The organism is Spongiibacter taiwanensis (genome assembly GCF_023702635.1).
Classification (GTDB): Bacteria; Pseudomonadota; Gammaproteobacteria; order Pseudomonadales; family Spongiibacteraceae; genus Spongiibacter; species Spongiibacter taiwanensis.
The window spans coordinates 255,538-276,996 of the sequence record NZ_CP098455.1; the positions used below are offsets into that span (position 1 = coordinate 255,538).

Consider the following 21,459-nt stretch of genomic DNA (forward strand, 5'->3'; position numbering starts at 1 on the left):
TTATGTCTCACTCCGCAGGAGGAGGCGCCAGAACCTCCCTGCTTCCATTACTGGCCATTTCCGACACCACACCCGCAGCTTCCATGGTCTCGATCAATCTGGCGGCCCGGTTGTAACCGATACGCAGCTTGCGTTGCACTGCTGAAATTGATGCCCGCCGAGATTGGCAGACAAAATAAACGGCTTCATCATAGAGGGCATCCCCCTCACCATCACCGCCGTCACCATCGGGCGACATGCCCGGCATGGCGTCACTGGTGCTGCCTTCTTCTAGCAGGCCATCGATGTAGCGAGGCTCGCCCCGACGTTTCCAGTCCGCAACCACCCGGTGCACCTCGTCATCCGACACAAAGGCGCCGTGAACACGGACCGGTAAACCACTGCCGGGTGGCAGGTAAAGCATGTCGCCGTGCCCAAGCAGCTGCTCGGCGCCGCCCTGATCCAGAATCGTGCGAGAGTCAATCTTGGACGACACCTGGAAGGCGATCCGGGTGGGCACGTTGGCCTTAATCAAACCAGTAATCACATCCACAGATGGCCGCTGGGTGGCCAGAATCAGGTGAATCCCCGCCGCCCGTGCCTTTTGGGCAATACGCGCGATCAACTCTTCCACCTTCTTGCCGACGATCATCATCATGTCGGCAAACTCATCAATCACCACCACAATCGCCGGCAGAACCTCCAGCTCGGGGGCCTCGGCCTCTTCCATGCCGGCCTCAAAATGCTCATCCGGAATCCACAGCGGATCTTTTAATGGGTTGCCTGCCTGAGCAGCATCGCGCACCTTTTTATTGAAGCCCGCGACGTTGCGCACCCCCATGGCCGACATCAGCTTGTAACGGCGCTCCATCTCCGCCACGCACCACCGCAAGCCGTTGGCAGCATCCTTCATATCGGTAATGACCGGGGTCAGCAAATGGGGAATCCCGTCGTAAACCGACAGTTCCAGCATTTTCGGGTCAACCAGCAGCAATCGCAGATCCTCAGGAGTCGCTTTGTATAGCAGACTAATCAGCATTGCATTAACGCCAACTGACTTACCGGAGCCGGTGGTACCTGCGACCAGCAAATGTGGCATTTTTGCCAAATCTGCGCACACCGGCTCGCCGGAGATATCGTGGCCCAGGGCCAGCGTCAGTAAGGATTTGGCTGAGTCAAAGGCTTCGGAAGACAAGACCTCACGAAAATTGACGATCTCGCGATCTTCATTCGGAATCTCGATACCAACGTAGGGCTTGCCGGGGATGACCTCCACAACCCGGACGCTGATGACCGCCAGCGAGCGGGCCAGGTCCTTGGCCAGATTGCTGATCTTGCTAACCTTCACCCCGGCATCGGGCTCCAGTTCAAAGCGGGTAATGACCGGGCCAGGAAACACCGCCACCACCTTGGCCGACACGCCAAAATCGAGCAGTTTGATTTCTAGCAGCCGGGACATGGCCTCCAGCGTGTCGGGTGAATAACCACGACTGTGGTGAGAGGCTTCATCGAGAATATTTAGTGGCGGCAAGGTGCCAGTGACCGGGCCATCAAACAAGCCTGTCTGACGCTCCTTTTCCACCCGCTGAGACTTGGGTGCAGGTTTGGCAGGCACTTCAATAGTGGGTGCAACGCGGGTTTTTTGAACCTCGGTTTTACGGGCGACCGATTCCTGCCGCTTTTGTGTGGCAGTGCGGGCCGCTTTCCGCTCAGCCTGGGCCAACTTGAACTGGTAGGCTTTGTCACGGGCCAGGTCGAGCAAGTGCAGCGTTTTGGCGCCCAGCCAATCCATCAGCCGAATCCAGGAAAGGTCCGTAAAGATCGTTACCCCAAACAGCAAGATGGCGGTCAACAGCAGTCGGCTACCAAAGCCGCTGAAGGATTCGACCGTTGCGTGGGCAATGGCGTCACCGAGCACACCGCCCGCGCCAAAGGGCAGCCCACTGCTGCCTCCATCCTGATTCGCCGCCAGACCGGTGCTGGCAATCATAACCAGTACAAATCCGATAATGCGCAGAAACAGTATTAAAGAATCAAAAGCCGGTGGCGCGAGCCGATCCCGAAACAGTCGCCAGGCTCGAAACCCCAGCATCGCGGGAAAAAGATAGGCCATGTAGCCGAACAGGGCAAAGAAGACATCTGCCACCCAGGCGCCCACGGGACCAACGGCATTGGCGACCGCGTCACCGGTGCCCGTCCTGGACCACCCTGGATCATTTGCACTGTAGGTCGCCAATGCCATGACGATCAGGATGCAAAAGGCTGACAGGCCGATGAGCATGCCTTCTCTCAGTCGCAGCTGCAGTGTGTCACTGCGCTCAGACTTTGATGCAATCGTTTGTTTTGCCAAGAAAAAACCGGCTCCCTTCTGGATCGGATTGAGTCGTGGAGGACACCTTAAAGGCCCGGCAATGTTAGCATCAAGATCGTGCCGTTGTCGCCGCTGAGTTTTTGCCGCGAAGGGGGTTTTAACCTATGATATTGGCCTTTGGAATTGTCCTCGGGGCAGTTCGCCAACCCTGCTCGACGAGCGCAGGCATCGTCGATTAGTCTCTGTCACCCCTGGCCGATTTTGGTTCGGCCACAATAACTGGGAATCTTGCACATCTATGAGCGATAGCCAACACCACCGCCTTATCATTCTCGGCTCAGGCCCTGCCGGTTACACCGCCGCTGTCTACGCCGCCCGAGCGAACTTGAGCCCCGTCGTCATCACCGGGATGCAACAGGGTGGCCAGCTCACCACCACCACCGACGTAGATAACTGGCCCGGCGACCAAAACGGCGTTCAAGGCCCCGAGTTGATGATGCGCATGCAGGAGCACGCCGAGCGCTTTGATACGAAAGTGCTGTTCGACCATATCGAATCGGTTGACCTGAAAAAGAAACCTTTCACTCTGGTTGGCAGCAACACTTACACCTGTGATGCACTGATTATCGCCACCGGTGCGTCGGCTCAATACCTGGGCCTACCCTCTGAAGAAGCCTTTATGGGCAAGGGCGTGTCCGCCTGCGCGACCTGTGACGGGTTCTTTTACCGAGGCAAGAAAGTCGCGGTAATCGGCGGCGGTAACACCGCCGTGGAAGAAGCCCTGTATCTGTCTAACATCGCTTCTGAGGTTACCCTGGTTCACCGCCGCGACGAGCTGCGGGCCGAGAAAATCCTGCAAGATAAGCTGTTTGAGCGGGCAGAGAATGGCAACATTACCCTCTGCTGGAACCACACGCTGGACGAGGTCTTGGGCGATGACAGCGGCGTTACCGGAATTCGTGTCGCCAGTACCAAAGATGGCAGCACCCAGGATATTGAATTGGCCGGGGTGTTTATCGCTATTGGTCACAAGCCCAATACCGATATTTTCCAGGGCCAGTTGGAAATGAAAGATGGCTATCTGACCATCAACAGCGGCACCGCGGGTAATGCCACGGCGACCAGTGTTGAGGGGGTTTTTGCGGCAGGCGATGTTGCCGACCACATTTACCGTCAGGCAGTCACGTCTGCCGGCTTTGGTTGCATGGCAGCGCTCGACGCCGAGCGCTATCTGGACGACCTGGCCTGATCCGAGCGGAGATCATTGGATGCCAAGCATCGCCTGGCTGGATCCGGTTGATCTCCGCTTCCCCCCCCTCGAGCACGCGACTCAAGAACCCAACGGTTTGCTGGCCGCTGGCGGCGACCTTCGGTTAGAACGCTTATTGGAAGCTTACCGCCGCGGGATCTTTCCCTGGTATGAAGAAGGCCAGCCGATTCTATGGTGGTCCCCCGACCCCCGATCTGTGCTGTTTCCAACCAGGCTGAAGGTTAATCGCAGCCTCACCAAAGCCCTCAAGCGGGCGCCCTACCACTGCACAACCGACCGCACATTTTCCGAGGTTATCGATCAGTGCGCTGCCGTTTCTGCCCGCCGTCCCGGCACCTGGATTACCGATGATATGCGCCAGGCTTATCTGAGCTTGCACAAGGCTGGCCGGGCCCACTCCGTGGAAGTCTGGCTGGGAGAGGACCTCATAGGGGGCCTCTACGGCGTCGCAATGGGCAAGGTGTTTTTCGGCGAATCCATGTTTAGCCTCGCCCCAAACGGCTCGAAAATCGCGCTGTGTGCGCTGTGTGAGTGGCTGATGGCGCGGGACTTTGCGGTGATCGACTGTCAGGTTGGCAACCCTTACCTCACCAGCATGGGAGCGGAGGAAATACCCCGGCGGAACTTCCAGGCAATCCTCAACGAGAGTGCACAAGACGATGCCACACCACCCTCCCCCTGGGATTGGCACTGGCATAGCGTCAATCGCGGCGCATAATTGACGAATGGCAGGGCGCCGACGATCTCCACTGGCGCAGAGGCCGGAAGGCTGAGAAAATCTAGCCATGAGCAACGACAAATCGATCAAGCTTTACTCCACTTACCCGCACCCCTGTAGTTATTTCAGGGACCGGGAAGCGAAGACCCTGTTTGTTGATCCTCATATTCCCTTCGAGGGCGCCCTGTACACCCAGCTCTCTCGGCGGGGCTTTCGTCGCAGCGGCCGTCACGTCTATCGCCCGGATTGCCAGTCCTGTCAGCAGTGTATCGCCACCCGAATCCCTGTCGCCCGCTTTACGCCGAGTCGAAAGCAACGGCGCTGCCAGCATCGCAATGCCGACTTAAAGGTGGTTGTGAAACAGACCATGGCGGATAACGCCTATGCCCTGTACGAGCGCTATATTCGGGTGCGCCATCAGGATGGAGATATGTTCCCGCCCTCCCGGGAGCAATTCGAACAGTTTTTGTGCGATACCATCCCCTCAACGCGTTTTGCCTGTTTTTACCTTCAGGACACGCTGATCGCGGTGTCAGTTATCGATGTGATGGGAGACGGGCTGTCTGCTATCTATACCTTTTACGACCCAGATGCCGATTACAACCGGCGAAGCTTGGGCGCGATGGCCATATTGTGGATGGTAGAGCACTGTCGGGAGCTGAGCCTGCCCTATGTCTATCTCGGCTACTGGATTCGGGATTGCGCCAAGATGCGCTACAAAACGGACTACCGCCCCCTTGAGCTTTTTATGAGTAATCGCTGGATTCGTCTCAATTAACGCCGATCCTGGCAAGCACGCTCAGGCCTCTCTCCGCCATGCTAATCGACATCGAAATTGCCTAGCGGGACGTTTTCAGGCAAAATGCGCGCTTCTTTTTCCAGGCCGCCGCTAACAAAGGCTGGAATCTCCCGACAAGCAGTGAGGATTATTGCCGAATGGCGAAAGAAGACCAGATAGAAATGGAAGGCGAAGTCATCGACACTTTGCCCAACACGACCTTCCGGGTTCGACTGGAAAACGGCCATGTTGTGACGGCCCATATTTCCGGCAAAATGCGCAAACACTATATCCGCATTCTGACTGGCGACAAGGTTAAGGTTGAATTGACCCCCTATGATCTGACCAAGGGTCGCATCACCTTCCGCGGCCGCTAACACTCGGTCAGCGCACCACTACAAAAAAGCCGCGGCGATTGCTCGCCGCGGCTTTTTTGTGCATGTGTAATTTTATTCTACTGCCAACTCGGCAACATCACTCGACAGACTCAAGCCATCGCCATCCACGCTGACGAAGATGGTGCCGCCATCAGCCAGGTCACCAAACAAGACCATTTCTGCCAAGGGCTTTTTGATGTGCTCCTGGATAACGCGAGCCATCGGCCGGGCGCCCATGGTTTTGTCGTAGCCCTTCTGCACCAACCAGCGGCGCGCGTCATCGTCCACATCCAGCACCACTTTTTTCTCGTCGAGCTGAGCCTGCAGATCGATCAGGAATTTATCCACCACGGTCAACACCACCTCCTCTGGCAGCGGACCAAAGCTGATGATGCTGTCGAGCCGATTGCGGAACTCCGGGGTAAATAGGCGATTGATCGCCTCAAGCGCATCGGTGTCGTGATTTTGCTCGGTGAAGCCCATCGACCGGCGGCTGATATTTTCGGCACCGGCATTGGTGGTCATCACAAAAATCACATTGCGGAAATCGGCAGTACGACCGTTGTTATCGGTCAGGGAGCCATGATCCATCACCTGCAACAGCAGATTGAACAAGTCCGGATGCGCCTTCTCGATCTCATCCAGCAGCACTACCGAATGGGGATGCTTGGTCACGGCATCGGTCAACAGGCCGCCCTGGTCAAAACCAACATAACCGGGAGGGGCACCAATTAACCGGGAAACGGTGTGGCGCTCCATGTACTCGGACATATCAAAACGGATCAGCTCCAGCCCCAGCAGTTTTGCCAACTGCTTGCACACCTCCGTCTTGCCGACACCGGTCGGTCCGGCCAACAGGAAGGAGCCAATGGGTTTGTCGGGGGCTTTCAGGCCGGCACGGGCCAACTTGATTGACGCACTCAGCTCGGAAATCGCCTGATCTTGGCCAAACACCACCATTTTCAGGTTGTCTTCCAGCTTCGCCAACGAGGCTTTGTCATCGCTGGACACGGACTTAGGCGGAATGCGGGCAATCTTGGCGACAATCGCCTCGATCTGCGGCACATCAATCAGCTCCACCCGATCTTCCTTCGACTGCAAGCGCTGATAGGCACCGGCCTCGTCGATCACATCAATGGCCTTATCGGGCAGGAAGCGATCGTTAATGTAGCGAGAGGACAACTCTGCCGCCGAACGCAGGGCCGCATCGCTGTATTTCAGATCGTGGTGATGCTCAAAACGAGAGCACAAGCCTTTGAGAATCAGGTAGGTGTCTTCTACCGAGGGTTCGGTGACATCAACCTTCTGGAAACGGCGGCTCAGTGCCCGGTCTTTCTCAAAGATACCGCGGTATTCCTGGAACGTGGTAGAGCCAATGCAGCGCATCTGGCCGGAGCTCAGCAAGGGCTTAAGCAGGTTTGACGCATCCATCACCCCACCTGAGGCCGCACCTGCACCGATGATGGTGTGGATTTCGTCGATAAACAGAATCGCGCCTTCACGCTTTTTCAGGTCGGCAAGCAGGCCTTTCAGGCGCTTCTCAAAGTCGCCGCGATATTTGGTTCCCGCCAACAAGGCGCCCATGTCGAGTGAGTAAACCACACTTTTTAACAGCACGTCGGGCACTTCGCCGTCGACGATGCGCTTGGCCAAGCCCTCGGCAATAGCGGTTTTGCCAACACCCGATTCACCGACCAGCAAGGGGTTATTCTTGCGACGACGGGTGAGTATCTGGGCGACACGTTCCACTTCAGCGGCGCGCCCAATCAGCGGATCGATACGACCTGCCCGAGCCTCTTCGTTGAGGTTAGTCGCGAAATTCTCCAATGGCCGTTGCTCGGGATCACCGGCTTCGGCTTCTTGCTCGGCGCTCTGCTCGCTTTCGGCATTTTCCGCGCCGGACACTTTTGATATGCCGTGGGTGATGAAATTCACCACATCAAGGCGATTCACGTTTTGGGATTTGAGGAAATAAACCGCCTGACTTTCCTGCTCGCTAAAAATAGCGACCAGAACATTGGCGCCAGTCACCTCTTGTTTACCGGATGACTGTACGTGGAAGACAGCGCGCTGCAGCACGCGCTGAAAACCCAGCGTGGGCTGGGTGTCGCGCTCCATATCCTCTTCGGGAATACGTGGGGTCGTGGCTTCGACAAATTCGTCGAGGTCACCTTTTAGCTGAGCGAGGTCTGCTCCGCAGGCTAGCAGCACCTTGATGGCGGCAGCATTGTCAGCCAATGCCAACAGCAGATGTTCCACCGTCATAAACTCATGACGGCGATTGCGGGCCGACTTAAAGGCCTGGCTTAACGTCGTTTCAAGGTCTTTACTCAACATCGCCTGGTTCCGCCTCTACGCAGTTAACAACACTCAAGCTTCACTCTCTTCTATCTCCGCCAGCAGCGGGTGTCCATTATCCCTCGCGTACTGATTCACCTGAGCAGCCTTGGTTTCAGCAATATCTCGGGTAAACACGCCGCAGACACCCTTTCCTTGGGTATGAACCGTCAGCATCACCTGGGTGGCCCGCTGCCGATCCATGTAGAAGAAGTCCTCGAGCACCTCAATGACAAACTCCATAGGGGTATAGTCATCATTGAGAAGTACCACTAAATACATTGGCGGCTTCTTGAGTCGGGGCTTGGCTGTCTCGATAGCCAGACCGCTGCCGTGGTCCTCGTCGGAGTCCTGACTCATTCTGCAGATATCTGATTGCATAATCTCACTACGTTGGATCGAGCTTATCACCCTTGCATGGCCGCGCAATAGGGAGATGCACCAATTTCTCACGGGACACGGCTTTACTTGACTGCCGGCCCCAACCTGATTTAAAAAATGGGGTTAGCGCTGGCCAAAAACAAGGGCAACAGCGTAGTTTCACAATAAATATAACGACAAATGCGGGTTCTCTTCTATGCAAAACGGTGTTGTTAAATGGTTCAACAATGCAAAGGGCTACGGTTTTATCGTCACGGAAAGCAGTGACGAGGAGATCTTTGCTCACTACTCTGCCATTTCCATGGAGGGGTACAAGACTCTCAAAGCGGGTCAGTCCGTATCCTTCGATGCAGAAGCCGGCCCTAAGGGCTTACACGCCACGACGATTAAAACTGGCGCGCCCCAGGAGTAAGGTCCTCCGACCTCAACTGGCGATTGCCACGACGGGCAATTGCGCTGCCTAACGGTTAGTTTTCGCGGCAAGGCGCTCCGGCGGGTACTTCTCGCGTCAAGAGGACGCCCTTGCCTCATTCTTCACTTCATTAGCCCACTCCCTCTGCTACGCATACTTCTCCCCTGCCGATGACTTGATCACGGCGACTCTCTTCTGTGGCGGTGTTACACCTACGTTTACACAGGCACTTTCGCTTAGCGACTGTCGGCTCCAGCGCAAGCGTGTAGTCATGGGGCCGCATTATCCCGGGCCCAAAAAAAAGCCGCCCTAAGGCGGCTTTGAGTCATGCGCAGTCAGGCATTACGCCATGTGCTTAATGATTGCATCACCGAATTCAGAGCTCTTCAGCAGCGTAGCGCCATCCATCAGACGCTCAAAATCGTAGGTCACGGTTTTGGCCTGAATAGCGCCGTTCATGCCGTCGATGATCAGGTCTGCGGCTTCGTTCCAGCCTAGGTGACGCAGCATCATTTCAGCGGAGAGAATCAACGAACCGGGGTTCACCTTGTCCTGACCGGTGTATTTTGGCGCGGTGCCGTGGGTTGCCTCAAACAGCGCCACGTTGTCGCTCAGGTTGGCACCGGGTGCGATACCGATCCCGCCCACCTGGGCAGCCAGTGCGTCAGACAGGTAGTCACCGTTCAGGTTGAGGGTGGCAATAACGCTGTACTCATCGGGACGCAGCAGAACCTGCTGCAGCATGGCATCAGCAATCACGTCTTTAACAACGATTTCCTTGCCGGTGTTAGGGTTTTTCAGTTTAACCCAGGGGCCACCGTCGAGCAGCTCACCGCCGAACTCTTCCATGGCCAGTTCATAGGCCCAGTTTTTGAAGGAGCCTTCGGTGAACTTCATGATGTTGCCTTTGTGCACGATCGTCAGTGAAGGCAGGTCCTGATCAATGGTGTATTGCAGGGCCTTGCGCACCAGGCGCTTGGTGCCCTCTTCGGAAACGGGTTTGATGCCGATACCGCAGTTCTGCGGGAAACGGATTTTAGTTACACCCATTTCTTCCTGCAGGAAGTTGATCACCTTGTCGGCTTCGGGGGTGCCAGCTTTCCATTCGATACCGGCATAGATGTCTTCGGAGTTCTCGCGGAAGATCACCATATTGGTCTTGCCGGGCTCTTTTACTGGAGAAGGCACACCTTCAAACCACCGCACCGGGCGCTGACAAACATACAAATCCAGCTCTTGGCGCAGGGCTACGTTCAAAGACCGAAAACCGCCGCCCACCGGGGTAGTCAGAGGGCCCTTAATAGCAACCGCGTATTCTTTGATTGCATCGAGGGTTTCGGCCGGAAACCAATCGCCGTCATACAGCTCAGCGGCTTTTTCACCAGTGTAGATTTCCATCCAGCTGATGGCTTTCTTGCCTGAGTAGGCTTTTTCAACGGCGGCATTAACGACGTTAATCATCACCGGAGTAATATCGATACCGATGCCATCACCTTCGATAAAAGGAATAATTGGCCGATCGGGTACGTTCAGGGAGAGATCCGAATTGACGGTGATCTTCTCGCCCTCAGCAGGAACCTTGATATGTTGGTATCCCATTTTTGACTCCATGGTTTATTGGTTGAGGATCGTTGCTTGACTCCTGATGGCACGCTGTCGGGTGATACAATCGGCACCAGAAATCCAAAAAAGCGCGGCATTATACCATTTTATAGTCGAATTTCTTCCATGAATGGCCCTATTTCCTGTGAGTGAGCTGGTTTTATTCAACAAACCCTACCGTGTGATGTGCCAATTTCGGAAGGCGGACGACCGCGCCTGCCTTTCAGATTACATCAATATAGCCGGTATTTATCCAGCGGGCCGTCTCGATTTTGACTCTGAGGGCTTGCTGGTGCTCACCAGCAATGGACGCTTGCAAAGCGCCATCAGCGATCCCCAGTTCAAATTACCCAAAACCTATTGGGTCCAAGTCGAAGGCGAAATCAGCGAGGCCGCCGTGGAGCGACTTCGTCAGGGCGTCGTATTAAATGATGGCCCAACGCTGCCCGCCCTGGCTGAAACGATGAATGAACCCCAGGACCTGTGGCCGCGCCAGCCACCCGTGCGCTACCGGGCCAATATCCCCACCTCCTGGCTAAAACTCACGATCAGAGAGGGTCGCAACCGGCAGGTGCGCCGCATGACGGCGGCAGTTGGCTTCCCTACCCTCCGCCTTATCAGAGCCCAGATAGGCGATTGGACCTTGGCCGACCTGCCGCCGGGGGAACTGCGCGAGGCGGCGGTCCCGCTGCAACTTCGCAAACTGGCCAGCTCGCCCACAAATGACAAGCCCCCAACCCGGCGGCACCGACCAAGTCGACCGCAGCGATTACGTGGCAACCGGGCGGGACCATCTCGCCCTGCCCCTAAAGGACGTCGTAGTAGGCCAAAATAGCGAAGGACTGTTACAATCCGCCGTTTTCAGGCAGGGCAATTTTATGAGTTGGTACCCCCACGTGACAGTGGCGACCATTGTGGAAAACAATGGCAAGTTTTTGTTTGTGGAGGAAATTGCCAATGGCCGCCGGGTGCTTAACCAACCCGCAGGGCATTTAGAGCGGGATGAAACCCTGATCGCTGCCGCTCGCCGTGAGGTGTTAGAAGAAACCCAATGGGAGGTGAGTATCGATGGCGTGGTTGGTCTGGGCCTCTATCGGGCGCCGGCCAACGGGGTGACTTATCAGCGCACCTGCTTTTTCGGCCGGCCGCTCAGCTTTCTCGACAGCGCAAGTCGCGATCCCGATATTCAGGAGGTGCTGTGGCTTAGCCTTGATGAACTCCGGCAACAACAAGATAGGCTGCGCAGCCCCCTCGTCCTCGACAACCTTGAGCAATATTTGGCGGGGCAGCGTTACCCGCTTTCCATGATTTTTGATTCTTAGGTTTTTGGAACCTCCCATGACTGGCTCTCAGCTTCTTACCGACATGGCACCATCACAGACCCGCATTATTGTGGGAATGTCCGGTGGCGTGGATTCCTCTATTTCGGCCCTGCTACTGCAGCAGCAGGGTTATCAGGTAGAGGGTCTGTTTATGAAGAACTGGGAGGAAGACGACGGCACGGAGTATTGCACTGCCAAAGAAGACCTCAGCGACGCCCAAGCCGTGTGCGATCGCCTTGGCATCCATCTCCACACCGCCAACTTTGCCGCCGAATACTGGGACAATGTCTTCGAACACTTTCTTGCCGAATACCAGGCCGGCCGCACCCCCAACCCCGACATACTCTGTAACCGTGAAATTAAATTTAAGGCTTTTCTCGACTATGCGCTGATGCTCGGTGCGGATGGCATCGCCACGGGACACTATTGCCGGCGCCGCGATGAAAACGGCCATAGCCAGCTCATCAAGGGGCTGGATGCCAACAAAGATCAGAGTTATTTCCTCCACGCCGTTGGCGAAGAGCAGCTGGCCAAAACCCTGTTTCCGGTAGGTGAAATGGAAAAGCCCGCCGTACGGGCACTGGCCCAGCAATACGATTTGATAACCCACAACAAAAAGGACAGCACCGGCATCTGCTTTATTGGCGAGCGACGCTTTAAGGATTTTCTCCAGCAATACCTTCCAGCGCAGCCCGGCACCATCGAAACGCTGGACGGCACAGCGCTCGGTCAACACGCCGGCCTGATGTACCACACCATTGGTCAGCGCCAAGGGCTCGGTATTGGCGGCGTTGCCGGGGGTGGCGACGAACCCTGGTATGTCATCGATAAGGACCTCGATCGAAACGTGCTTGTGGTTGCCCAGGGCACCGACCACCCTGCGCTGTTCAAGCAAAGCCTGAGCGTGAGGCAAATTCACTGGATTAACGGCGCGCCGGATTTACCGCTCAGCTGCACCGCAAAGACCCGCTACCGGCAACCCGACCAACACTGCCAGGTTGTCAGTGTAGACGGCGGCTATCGGGTGGACTTCGATCAGGCCCAGCGGGCCATTACCCCTGGCCAATCGGTGGTGTTTTACCAGGGCGAGGTTTGCCTGGGCGGCGGCGTGATTGAAGCGGGGTTTAACAGTGTCTGATTCGGCAGCATGGCGACAACGCACATTGGCCCTGGCCGCACTGATCCAAGCTGTCGGCCTGGTTGACCAGGTTGCGCGCACCGGCCAGGCCGATCCCGAGGCCATGGAAGCATCCATCGACAGCCTGTTTGCCTTTTCCAGCGACAATGCCGAGCAGGCTTTTCAGGGGGTGGCCAGTATTGAGTTTGGGTTGCGCGGTTTACGCGATTTACTCAGCGGCAACGATTACGCGGAAAAGCCCAATATTCTGCGCTATGCCATGGGCGTGCTCTACCTACAAAAGAAACTTCGCAAAAATCGCGACATGATGGACCTCATGGCCTCGCGGCTGCAGCATGCCGCGAAGAAGAAAGAGTTTTCAAATTCTAATGATATCATTGGCTTGTGCGGATCTCTTTCTTCAATTTATCAAGATACTCTGTCGAACTTTTCCTACCGACTGCAAATTCGCGGCAGCGCCCAGCAACTGCAAGACAGCAACAATGCTGCGAAAATTCGCGCCCTGCTGCTGGCAGCCGTGCGAGCAGCCTTTCTGTGGCGTCAGGCCGGCGGCAGCCGTTGGGTACTTTTGCTGCAGCGCCGCCGCATTTTCGACACGGCCAAGGAACTGTTAAGCACTGAAATTCGCCACTGAGTCGGGTATCATTGCCGCCTTCAAAACTTGACCGCCAGCCCCTGCATACAGGTACCCAACATGGATTTATCAGCCCTCTCCGCTATTTCTCCCGTCGACGGCCGCTACGGCAGCAAAACCGCCAGCCTGCGCCCGATATTCAGCGAGTTCGGCCTGATCCGCTGTCGCCTGGTTGTTGAAGTGCGCTGGCTGCAACAGCTGGCGGCCAATCCTGGTGTGGCGGAAGTGCCCGCACTCAGCGACGAGGCAAATGCGGTACTTGAAGCACTGATTGAGAACTTTGGCGAAGCGCAAGCCCAACAGGTCAAAGACATCGAAGCCACGACCAACCACGACGTGAAAGCGATTGAGTACTTTATTAAGCAATCCATCGCCGACAACACCGAGTTGGCCGCTATCTCGGAGTTTGTTCACTTCGCCTGCACGTCCGAGGACATCAACAATCTGTCCCATGCCCTGATGTTGCAGGAGGGCCGCGCGGTGATGCTGGCCGAGGCGGACAAGATCATCGCCAAACTGGCCGCACAGGCGATGGAATTTGCCGAGGTCCCCATGCTGTCCCGCACTCACGGCCAGACTGCCAGTCCGACCACGATGGGTAAAGAGTTTGCCAACGTCGTGGCCCGGCTCCGCCGCCAACGGGACGTGATTGCCAGTATTGAGCTGCTGGGCAAAATTAACGGCGCCGTGGGTAACTACAACGCCCACCTGTCTGCTTACCCGGATGTTGATTGGGAAGCCAACGCTGAGTCCTTTGTCAGTGGTCTGGGATTAACCTGGAACCCCTACACCACCCAGATTGAACCCCACGACTATATCGCCGAACTGTTCGACGCCGTGGCGCGCTTCAACACCATCCTGATCGACCTCGACCGGGATGCCTGGGGTTACATTTCCCTGGGTTACTTCAAACAGCGGACCATCGCCGGTGAAGTCGGCTCGTCAACAATGCCCCACAAGGTCAACCCGATCGACTTTGAAAATTCTGAGGGCAATCTGGGTATTGCCAATGCCATTTTGAGCCACTTGGCCGCCAAGCTGCCCATTTCCCGCTGGCAGCGTGACCTCACCGACTCCACCGTACTGCGCAACATGGGTGTGGGCTTTGCCTATAGCTTGATCGCTTACCAGGCCACGCTGAAGGGGCTGGGTAAATTGCAAATTAACCCCAGCCGTATTGCCGAAGACCTGGATGCGAGCTGGGAGGTATTGGCTGAGCCGATCCAAACCGTCATGCGCCGCTACGGTGTCGAAGAGCCTTACGAAAAACTCAAGGCACTGACCCGCGGCCAGGCAATCACCCGGGAGACGCTGGCGCCCTTTATCGAGTCGCTGGATATCCCCGAGCATGCCAAAGCCGGGCTGCGCAGCCTGACCCCCGCAAATTACATTGGTAATGCGATTGCCCAAGCCAAGCGCATCTAAGGCCCTACTGGCCAACTTTGATGCTGCTGCCTTTCTGGCCGAAGATTGGCAGCGGCAGCCCCGGCTGATCCGGCAAGGCCTGCCCGAGTTTGAATGTCCGATCGATGGTAATGACCTGGCGGGTCTGGCCTGCGAGGAAGATATCGACAGCCGTCTTATCATCCAGCAGGGCGATCAATGGCACCTGGAGTCTGGGCCTTTCGCTGAAGACCGCTTTGCCAGCCTGCCCGTTTCTCAGTGGACGCTTCTGGTACAGGCCGTTGATGCCTTTATTCCAGAGGTCGCCGACCTTAACCGCTTTTTCCGCTTCCTGCCGCGCTGGCGCCAGCAGGACATTATGGTGAGCTATACGGCCCCCGGCGGTAATGTTGGCCCCCATTTTGATCAATACGACGTCTTTCTGATTCAGGGCAGCGGCCAGCGGCGCTGGCAAATTGGCCAGCGTTGCGACACCACCACGGCCCTGCGCAACAACCCCCAGCTGCAGCTGATGGCTGATTTTCAATGCCAGCAGGAATTTCTCCTTGGCCCTGGCGACATTCTCTATATTCCGCCGGGCTGCGCCCATTGGGGCATTGCGGAATCGCCAGACTGCATCACTCTGTCGGTGGGCTTTCGGGCACCCGCGGTCGATGACATGCTGCAAGACCTCGGGCAGTTCGTGGGTGAGCAAAGCGTTTCGCCCGCGCGCTACACCGACCCGTTAATCAAGCCGACAACGCACTGGGGCGAAATCTCCGATGCGGCCCTGGCCCAGGCCCACCAGCTGCTCAGCGCGGCCGTCAACGACCCACGCCAGTTATCCCATTGGTTTGGTCAATTGATGACCCACCGGGCGGCGCCCGCCTTTCCCGGCGAGCTGGATGCAACGCAATTCAGCGCTGCCCTCGCTGATCACGCCGTGTTTCTGGCACTGGGTGCCCGACTGGCCTTTCGCGGCACCGACTTGTTTGCCGATGGCGAGATGTATCAGCTTGGCGAGGTTCATGCCGATGCACTCGCTAGCTTCTGTCGGCTGGAGCCCGGCGACATCATTTCCCCGAACACCCTCCCCCACGACATCCTGTTTCAACTGTATCAGCGCGGCACACTGACCTGCGCCCTGGACGACGAATAGCGCCCCCATGCTGACGGTCTCTGAAGTAAGCTGGCAGACGCATCGCGACGTTCTCACCGACATCCGCTACCGGGTATTTGTCGAAGAGCAAGCGGTGCCCGAGGAACTGGAGCTGGACGAATTCGATGTCTCGGCCCGTCATTGGCTAATCGCAGAGCATGATCAGCCCGTGGGCACCCTAAGGTTGCTAGACAACAATAGCATCGGCCGGATGGCGGTGCTGGCCGAGCACCGGGGTAAAGGTATCGGCCGTCGCTTGCTGCAGGCCTGTATTGATGCCGCGACCCGCGACGGCCGCAGCGCGCTGACACTGTCTGCCCAATGCCACGCAATCGGTTTTTACCAGACCCTAGGCTTTGTCGCCGAGGGCGAAGTATTTATGGATGCAGGTATACCCCATCGGCAAATGACCCTCGTGTTGACCACGTCAAGTGAGGGTGACGCCCCCTTCCGAGAACCACGTCAGCGGGTCACAGACATTCCCGGCGCCATATTGCAGCTGACTGACACAGCCCGACGCAGCCTGGATATTTTTAGCCATTGCCTTGAGCCCCAGTGGTTTGCATACCAGGAATTGGCAGACACCGTCTCTGCCTTTGCCCGGCGTCACCCAGATAGCCGGGTGCGCCTGTTGATTGTTGACGATCGGCCCCTGCGCGAAATCCGCCATCCATTGGTCACGCTGTCCCGACGCCTCAGCTCCTCCATCCATCTGCGCGTTGCTGCAACACTGCCGCGGGATAACGGTAATGAGCGGTTTTTGATCGCCGATGTGCGGGATGTGCTGGTCATTGAAGACAGCGACAGCGCGATGGCCTGGCGTAGCCCAATGCCGCCCCTGGCCCGGGACTACCAGGCGCGATTTGACCGTCTGTGGGAATTTGCCAAGCCTTCCCCGTGGCTGAAAAACCTGTTCTAGTCGCCTTTCCGCGCGCCCTGCCTTTCACAATTCGTCGCAAGCGACGATTACCCCTTATTACGCAGCACCCAGCATTACCCTTTTATGCAACGCGAGCGGATCATGCTGCAACAACTGCGCTTATCGAGGGAAAGTCGAACCTGGCTGCTATTGATGCTGCTCAGCCTGATCAGCTGGCAGCTTGGCGGCAGCCACGGCAGCAACCCCACCATTAGCGCTTTGGTGCTGATCAGCCTGGCCTTTTTCAAAGTCCACCTGATCATGGGTGATTTTATGGAAGTGCGCCACGCGCCGAGGGTGCTGAAAATGACCGCTGCCGCCTGGCTGCTGGCCAGTTACCTGCTGGTGATGTTTTTCAATTTGGGGGGCGCCCAGTGAGTCACGCCCGGATGCCCCTCGCCTCGGCCTCAGCGCCTCAGAGAATGATTGGCGATACGATTATTTGGGTGATGATTTTCGGTGATATGAGCAATTTCGTCGCCGGATTCTGTTACTACGGCTGGCTCCGCCAGGGAAATCTGGTGCTATTTCAGCAGTCCCAGCAAAGCCTCGACCTCACCATTGGTGGGATCAATTCACTGATCATGTTGGTGAGTTCCTGGTTTATGGTGCTGGCCATTCATGCCGCCCGAAAAGCGGAGCACCGCAAAGCCGCCAAGCTGATCTTGGCAACGCTGTTATGCGGAGCCATTTTCAGCGCGCTGAAAGCCTCGGAGTTTATCGCCAAAGCAGACCTGGGCATCCACTATTTGAGCAACGACTTCTTTACCCTGTACTACTCCCTTACCGGATTCCACTTCACCCATGTGGTGGTTGGGGTGATCGTGCTGCTGTGGTTTGCCTGGCAGCTGTGGCGTGAACCACCCAGCGATCGGCAACTGGGATACCTGGAAACAGCCGGGATTTATTGGCACATGGTGGATTTGTTGTGGATTGTTATTTTTACCCTTGTCTATCTCTTACCCTGATTGCTGTTAGGCATTAACCGAGCATGACACCCACCTCATTATCCCGATAGACCAATTCGTAGAGTTTTAAACCGCGGCAAGGCTCCTCGCTGTGATAGCGCAGCGCCCCGCTGGCCAGGTCAAAACGGTAGCCATGCAAAGGACAGATCAAGGTCATGTCCTGAACGTCGGCACGGGTTAATGGGTGTTCTCGATGGGGGCAGCGACTTTCGATCAAATAGCGCTGGCCGTCGAGCTGAAGCAGCATCATATCGTGGCTATCGACTTTAAAGACTTTGCAGTAGCCATCGTAGAGATTGATCAGTTTGTCCAGGCTGCGATAGTACATGGGCGCTCAGGCAGAAGACGCAAACGCTAACTGTAGTTGATCTGCGCCAGTAAAAGAAAGGGCGAGACAACAGGCAAAAAAAAGGCGGCTCCGAGGGAGACCGCCAAACAGACCTGCTAATTCGTTACTGCTGCTTGAGTTTGTCCGCGAGGAACAGCCAGGTATCGAGCACGGAATCCGGGTTGAGGGAAACACTGTCGATGCCCTGCTCCATCAGCCACTGGGCGAAATCCGGATGGTCAGAGGGCCCCTGGCCACAAATCCCAACATACTTGCCAGCGCGCTTACAGGCTTCGATGGCGTTCTTCAACAGCACCTTGATGGCATCGTTACGCTCGTCAAAAAGGTGGGCAATGAGGCCGGAATCCCGGTCCAGGCCCAGGGTGAGCTGGGTGAGGTCATTGGAGCCTATCGAGAAGCCGTCAAAGTACTCCAGGAACTGATCCGCCAGCAGCGCGTTGGCAGGCAGCTCACACATCATGATCAACTGCAGACCATTTTCGCCGCGCTTGAGGCCATTGGCTTCGAGCAGCTCGACAACCTGACGGGCCTCATCAACAGTGCGCACGAAGGGCACCATGATTTCGACGTTGCTCAGGTCCATCTCATCCCGCACTTTTTTCAGTGCCCGGCATTCCAGCTCGAAACACTCCCGGAAAGAATCAGAGATGTAGCGGGACGCGCCCCGGAAACCCAGCATGGGATTCTCTTCCGAGGGCTCGTACAGCGAACCGCCGATCAGGTGAGCATATTCATTGGATTTGAAATCTGACATCCGCACGATCACCCGCTTGGGGTAGAACGCGCTGGCGATACTGGCTATGCCTTCGACCAATTTCTCCACGTAAAACTCTACCGGATCGCCGTAGCCGGCAATACGACGCTTTACCGCTTGTTGCACATCCCGGGGCAGCTCGGCGTAATCCATCAACGCCTTGGGGTGCACGCCGATCATCCGGTTGATAATAAATTCCAGCCGGGCCAGGCCAACCCCGGCATTGGGATAGGACTGAAAATCAAAAGCCCGATCGGGGTTGCCCACATTCATCATAATCTTGAAGGGCAGCTCAGGCATGGCGTCAAGCTTGTTGGTGTTGATATCAAAGGCCAGCAGACCTTCGTAAACCATCCCGGTGTCGCCTTCGGCGCACGACACGGTCACCTCAACGCCACTGCTCAAACGCTCGGTGGCGTCGCCACAGCCAACCACCGCTGGAATACCCAGCTCCCGGGCAATGATCGCGGCGTGGCAGGTACGGCCGCCACGGTTAGTGACGATGGCCGCGGCCCGCTTCATCACTGGCTCCCAGTCCGGGTCAGTCATGTCGGTGACCAACACATCGCCGGGCTGAACCTGTTCCATTTGGTCGATATTGTCGATGACCCGCACCGGGCCGGCGCCAATACGCTGACCAATTGACCGGCCTTCCACCAACACGGCGCCCTTCTCTTTCAAGAGGTAGCGCTCCATCATGGCGGTGGACTCGTTGCTTTTCACCGTCTCGGGCCGGGCCTGAACGATATACAACTGGCCGTCATCACCATCTTTGGCCCACTCGATGTCCATTGGCCGACCATAGTGTTTTTCAATGATCAGGGCCTGACGAGCCAGAGACTGCACTTCGTCGTCATTGATACTGAAGCGGTCGCGATCAGCTTCGGTGACCTCCACAGTCTCTACCGACTTACCCGCACTGGCCTCACTGCCGTAGACCATCTTGATCATTTTGCTGCCCAGATTGCGGCGCAGCACGGCGGGGCGCTGCTTCTCCAGCGTCGCCTTGTGAACGTAAAATTCGTCGGGGTTCACCGCGCCCTGCACCACCGTCTCGCCCAGGCCATAGGACGAAGTAACAAACACCACGCCGTCAAAACCGGATTCGGTGTCCATGGAGAACATTACCCCGGCGGCGCCGGTCTCTGAGCGAACCATCCGCTGCACACCCGCAGACAGTGCCACCTCGGCGTGCTCAAAACCCTTGTGAACGCGATAGGCAATGGCCCGGTCGTTATAAAGGGAGGCAAAGACTTCTTTGATTGCGACCATCACGTTGTCGAGGCCGCGGATGTTCAGAAAGGTTTCCTGCTGCCCGGCAAAGGAAGCATCGGGCAAATCTTCCGCGGTTGCGGAGGAGCGCACCGCCACCGCCATGTTGGCATTGTCGCCCGCCATTTCGACAAAGGCGGTTTTGATTGCGTCGTTGAGCGCCTCGGGGAAAGGCGTCTCAACAATCCACTGGCGAATCTGTTTGCCGGTCTCGGCCAGGGTACGCACATCATCAATATCGAGACCCTGCAGGCGATCGGCAATGCGCTGCTTCAATCCACTTTGCTCAAGAAAATCGCGAAATGCCTGGGCCGTGGTGGCAAAACCGCCGGGAACGGACACCCCCGCTTTGGCCAACTGGCTGATCATTTCGCCCAGGGAGGCATTCTTTCCGCCCACGCGATCTACATCCTGCATGCCGAGCTTCTGAAACCAGATTACGTATTCAGACACGGGATTTCTCCTATTTTACAAAGCAGTGAATTTGCAGTTATAAGTGCTTTACGGGTTTATACTAAGCGACGCATTTTGAAAATTCCCGTCGAGATCGACCTGGCTTTGAGTAAAAAAACTACATGATTCGCCCAGCGTTTTTTATTTCAGACAGCACCGGCATCACTGCCGAGACCCTAGGCAAGAGCATTCTGGCCCAATTCGAAAACCTGAATTTCGAACATATTATTGTTCCCTACGTCGACAACCTGGAAAAAGCCCACGCCGCCGTCCAACGTATTAACCGGGCCGCCGAGGAACGAGGTGTCACACCGATTATCTTCGACACCCTGGTCAACGAAAGCATTCGCGAAGTCATCGCCACCAGTCAGGGCATTATTGTAGACGTCCTTGGTCCCTTTGTTCGCCAGCTTGAAACCGCATTGGGCGAAAAGCCGTCCAGCACCGTCGGCCGGCTAAAAAATGCTGACTACGACGCCAACTACAAAAACCGCATCGACGCGGTGAACTTCGCCCTGGACAACGACGACGGTGCGCGCATTAATCGCTACGATCAAGCCCAGATCATTCTGATTGGCGTGTCGCGCAGCGGTAAAACGCCAACCTGTCTGTATCTTGCGCTGCAGTCAGGGGTCTTTGTTGCCAACTACCCACTGACGGAAGAAGATCTGGATGATGTGCGCCTGCCCAAGGCCCTGGCCTCCCACCGGGAGCGCCTGTTCGGTCTGACCATTGATCCCCGCCGGTTGATGGCAATTCGGACTGAGCGCCGGCCCGACAGCCCCTATTCGTCGCTGACCCGTTGCGAGGATGAAGTCCGCCAGGCCGAAGCCCTGTTTCGCCGGTTTGGTATTCCCTATCTGGATACCACTCACGCTTCGGTGGAGGAAATTGCCACCCGCATTCTGTTCGACTCCGGACTTCGGGGTAAGGGTCGGTAGAG

21 protein-coding genes are annotated in these 21,459 nt (G+C 56.6%); 15 read left to right on the forward strand and 6 right to left on the reverse strand.

Annotated elements, in window-relative coordinates:
• Positions 1-7: 7 nt before the first annotated feature.
• Positions 8-2,260 (reverse strand): DNA translocase FtsK, encoded by a 2,253-nt coding sequence (locus tag NCG89_RS01335; protein WP_251089395.1) that lies wholly within the window; start codon positions 2,258-2,260, stop codon positions 8-10.
• 328 nt (positions 2,261-2,588) lie between these two features.
• On the opposite strand from NCG89_RS01335, the gene trxB reads away from it, so the two are divergent.
• From trxB to infA, 4 genes are all read left to right on the forward strand, one after another.
• Positions 2,589-3,539: a thioredoxin-disulfide reductase gene (trxB, locus tag NCG89_RS01340; protein ID WP_251087977.1), complete on the forward strand. Its 951-nt coding sequence runs from the start codon at positions 2,589-2,591 to the stop codon at positions 3,537-3,539.
• A gap of 19 nt (positions 3,540-3,558) precedes the next feature.
• Positions 3,559-4,278, forward strand: a complete 720-nt coding sequence (gene aat, locus NCG89_RS01345; protein ID WP_251087978.1) for a leucyl/phenylalanyl-tRNA--protein transferase — start codon at positions 3,559-3,561, stop codon at positions 4,276-4,278.
• A gap of 67 nt (positions 4,279-4,345) precedes the next feature.
• Positions 4,346-5,056, forward strand: coding sequence for an arginyltransferase (locus NCG89_RS01350; RefSeq protein ID WP_251087979.1), 711 nt, complete (start codon positions 4,346-4,348; stop codon positions 5,054-5,056).
• A gap of 158 nt (positions 5,057-5,214) precedes the next feature.
• Positions 5,215-5,433 (forward strand): translation initiation factor IF-1, encoded by a 219-nt coding sequence (gene infA, locus NCG89_RS01355; RefSeq protein ID WP_022957154.1) that lies wholly within the window; start codon positions 5,215-5,217, stop codon positions 5,431-5,433.
• A gap of 72 nt (positions 5,434-5,505) precedes the next feature.
• Here the strand turns inward: infA and clpA are convergent, their stop codons facing one another.
• Positions 5,506-7,770, reverse strand: coding sequence for an ATP-dependent Clp protease ATP-binding subunit ClpA (gene clpA, locus NCG89_RS01360; RefSeq protein ID WP_251087980.1), 2,265 nt, complete (start codon positions 7,768-7,770; stop codon positions 5,506-5,508).
• Between the two features lie 33 nt (positions 7,771-7,803).
• Positions 7,804-8,130 (reverse strand): ATP-dependent Clp protease adapter ClpS, encoded by a 327-nt coding sequence (gene clpS, locus NCG89_RS01365; RefSeq protein WP_251087981.1) that lies wholly within the window; start codon positions 8,128-8,130, stop codon positions 7,804-7,806.
• Between the two features lie 217 nt (positions 8,131-8,347).
• Here clpS and cspD point away from each other — a divergent pair, with 217 nt between their 5' ends.
• Complete coding sequence (gene cspD, locus NCG89_RS01370) at positions 8,348-8,563, forward strand: cold shock domain-containing protein CspD (RefSeq protein WP_251087982.1); 216 nt, start codon at positions 8,348-8,350, stop codon at positions 8,561-8,563.
• Positions 8,564-8,905: 342 nt separating this feature from the next.
• Here the strand turns inward: cspD and icd are convergent, their stop codons facing one another.
• Positions 8,906-10,162: an NADP-dependent isocitrate dehydrogenase gene (gene icd, locus NCG89_RS01375; RefSeq protein ID WP_251087983.1), complete on the reverse strand. Its 1,257-nt coding sequence runs from the start codon at positions 10,160-10,162 to the stop codon at positions 8,906-8,908.
• 148 nt (positions 10,163-10,310) lie between these two features.
• On the opposite strand from icd, the gene NCG89_RS01380 reads away from it, so the two are divergent.
• The 9 genes from NCG89_RS01380 to NCG89_RS01420 all read left to right on the forward strand — a co-directional run bounded on the left by NCG89_RS01380 (position 10,311) and on the right by NCG89_RS01420 (position 17,688).
• Positions 10,311-11,000 carry a pseudouridine synthase gene (locus NCG89_RS01380; protein ID WP_251087984.1) on the forward strand — a complete coding sequence of 230 codons (690 nt, stop codon included), beginning with the start codon at positions 10,311-10,313 and terminating at the stop codon, positions 10,998-11,000.
• 43 nt (positions 11,001-11,043) lie between these two features.
• Entirely contained in the window at positions 11,044-11,487 is a 444-nt protein-coding gene (locus NCG89_RS01385; RefSeq protein ID WP_251087985.1) for an NUDIX hydrolase, read from the forward strand.
• A 16-nt stretch (positions 11,488-11,503) separates the two neighbouring features.
• Positions 11,504-12,625, forward strand: a complete 1,122-nt coding sequence (mnmA, locus tag NCG89_RS01390; RefSeq protein ID WP_251087986.1) for a tRNA 2-thiouridine(34) synthase MnmA — start codon at positions 11,504-11,506, stop codon at positions 12,623-12,625.
• Complete coding sequence (hflD, locus tag NCG89_RS01395; RefSeq protein WP_251087987.1) at positions 12,618-13,259, forward strand: high frequency lysogenization protein HflD; 642 nt, start codon at positions 12,618-12,620, stop codon at positions 13,257-13,259. The genes mnmA and hflD overlap by 8 nt, the downstream gene beginning before the upstream one ends.
• A gap of 60 nt (positions 13,260-13,319) precedes the next feature.
• Positions 13,320-14,684, forward strand: coding sequence for an adenylosuccinate lyase (purB, locus tag NCG89_RS01400; protein WP_251087988.1), 1,365 nt, complete (start codon positions 13,320-13,322; stop codon positions 14,682-14,684).
• Positions 14,662-15,801 carry a JmjC domain-containing protein gene (locus tag NCG89_RS01405; protein WP_251087989.1) on the forward strand — a complete coding sequence of 380 codons (1,140 nt, stop codon included), beginning with the start codon at positions 14,662-14,664 and terminating at the stop codon, positions 15,799-15,801. Before purB ends, NCG89_RS01405 begins: the two co-directional genes overlap by 23 nt.
• Positions 15,802-15,808: 7 nt before the next feature.
• Complete coding sequence (locus NCG89_RS01410; protein WP_251087990.1) at positions 15,809-16,720, forward strand: GNAT family N-acetyltransferase; 912 nt, start codon at positions 15,809-15,811, stop codon at positions 16,718-16,720.
• Positions 16,721-16,822: 102 nt separating this feature from the next.
• Positions 16,823-17,098, forward strand: a complete 276-nt coding sequence (locus tag NCG89_RS01415) for a cytochrome C oxidase subunit IV family protein (RefSeq protein WP_251087991.1) — start codon at positions 16,823-16,825, stop codon at positions 17,096-17,098.
• Positions 17,095-17,688, forward strand: coding sequence for a cytochrome c oxidase subunit 3 (locus NCG89_RS01420; RefSeq protein WP_251087992.1), 594 nt, complete (start codon positions 17,095-17,097; stop codon positions 17,686-17,688). The genes NCG89_RS01415 and NCG89_RS01420 overlap by 4 nt, the downstream gene beginning before the upstream one ends.
• A gap of 13 nt (positions 17,689-17,701) precedes the next feature.
• On the opposite strand, the gene NCG89_RS01425 is transcribed toward NCG89_RS01420, so the two are convergent.
• Positions 17,702-18,016 carry a Rieske (2Fe-2S) protein gene (locus tag NCG89_RS01425; protein ID WP_251087993.1) on the reverse strand — a complete coding sequence of 105 codons (315 nt, stop codon included), beginning with the start codon at positions 18,014-18,016 and terminating at the stop codon, positions 17,702-17,704.
• Positions 18,017-18,140: 124 nt separating this feature from the next.
• Positions 18,141-20,516, reverse strand: coding sequence for a phosphoenolpyruvate synthase (gene ppsA / locus NCG89_RS01430; protein WP_251087994.1), 2,376 nt, complete (start codon positions 20,514-20,516; stop codon positions 18,141-18,143).
• 122 nt (positions 20,517-20,638) lie between these two features.
• Between ppsA and ppsR the strand changes: the two genes are divergently transcribed.
• Positions 20,639-21,457, forward strand: a complete 819-nt coding sequence (gene ppsR, locus NCG89_RS01435; RefSeq protein WP_251087995.1) for a posphoenolpyruvate synthetase regulatory kinase/phosphorylase PpsR — start codon at positions 20,639-20,641, stop codon at positions 21,455-21,457.
• Positions 21,458-21,459: the final 2 nt, after the last annotated feature.

Excerpts from the sequence above, each read along its gene's own strand:
- NCG89_RS01335 (WP_251089395.1), bottom strand. The coding sequence starts at position 2,260 with ATGCTCATCGGCCTGTCAGCCTTTTGCATCCTGATCGTCATGGCATTG.
- trxB (WP_251087977.1), top strand. The coding sequence starts at position 2,589 with ATGAGCGATAGCCAACACCACCGCCTTATCATTCTCGGCTCAGGCCCT.
- aat (WP_251087978.1), top strand. The coding sequence starts at position 3,559 with ATGCCAAGCATCGCCTGGCTGGATCCGGTTGATCTCCGCTTCCCCCCC.
- NCG89_RS01350 (WP_251087979.1), top strand. The coding sequence starts at position 4,346 with ATGAGCAACGACAAATCGATCAAGCTTTACTCCACTTACCCGCACCCC.
- infA (WP_022957154.1), top strand. The coding sequence starts at position 5,215 with ATGGCGAAAGAAGACCAGATAGAAATGGAAGGCGAAGTCATCGACACT.
- clpA (WP_251087980.1), bottom strand. The coding sequence starts at position 7,770 with ATGTTGAGTAAAGACCTTGAAACGACGTTAAGCCAGGCCTTTAAGTCG.
- clpS (WP_251087981.1), bottom strand. The coding sequence starts at position 8,130 with ATGAGTCAGGACTCCGACGAGGACCACGGCAGCGGTCTGGCTATCGAG.
- cspD (WP_251087982.1), top strand. The coding sequence starts at position 8,348 with ATGCAAAACGGTGTTGTTAAATGGTTCAACAATGCAAAGGGCTACGGT.
- icd (WP_251087983.1), bottom strand. The coding sequence starts at position 10,162 with ATGGGATACCAACATATCAAGGTTCCTGCTGAGGGCGAGAAGATCACC.
- NCG89_RS01385 (WP_251087985.1), top strand. The coding sequence starts at position 11,044 with ATGAGTTGGTACCCCCACGTGACAGTGGCGACCATTGTGGAAAACAAT.
- mnmA (WP_251087986.1), top strand. The coding sequence starts at position 11,504 with ATGACTGGCTCTCAGCTTCTTACCGACATGGCACCATCACAGACCCGC.
- purB (WP_251087988.1), top strand. The coding sequence starts at position 13,320 with ATGGATTTATCAGCCCTCTCCGCTATTTCTCCCGTCGACGGCCGCTAC.
- NCG89_RS01410 (WP_251087990.1), top strand. The coding sequence starts at position 15,809 with ATGCTGACGGTCTCTGAAGTAAGCTGGCAGACGCATCGCGACGTTCTC.
- NCG89_RS01415 (WP_251087991.1), top strand. The coding sequence starts at position 16,823 with ATGCTGCAACAACTGCGCTTATCGAGGGAAAGTCGAACCTGGCTGCTA.
- NCG89_RS01425 (WP_251087993.1), bottom strand. The coding sequence starts at position 18,016 with ATGTACTATCGCAGCCTGGACAAACTGATCAATCTCTACGATGGCTAC.
- ppsR (WP_251087995.1), top strand. The coding sequence starts at position 20,639 with ATGATTCGCCCAGCGTTTTTTATTTCAGACAGCACCGGCATCACTGCC.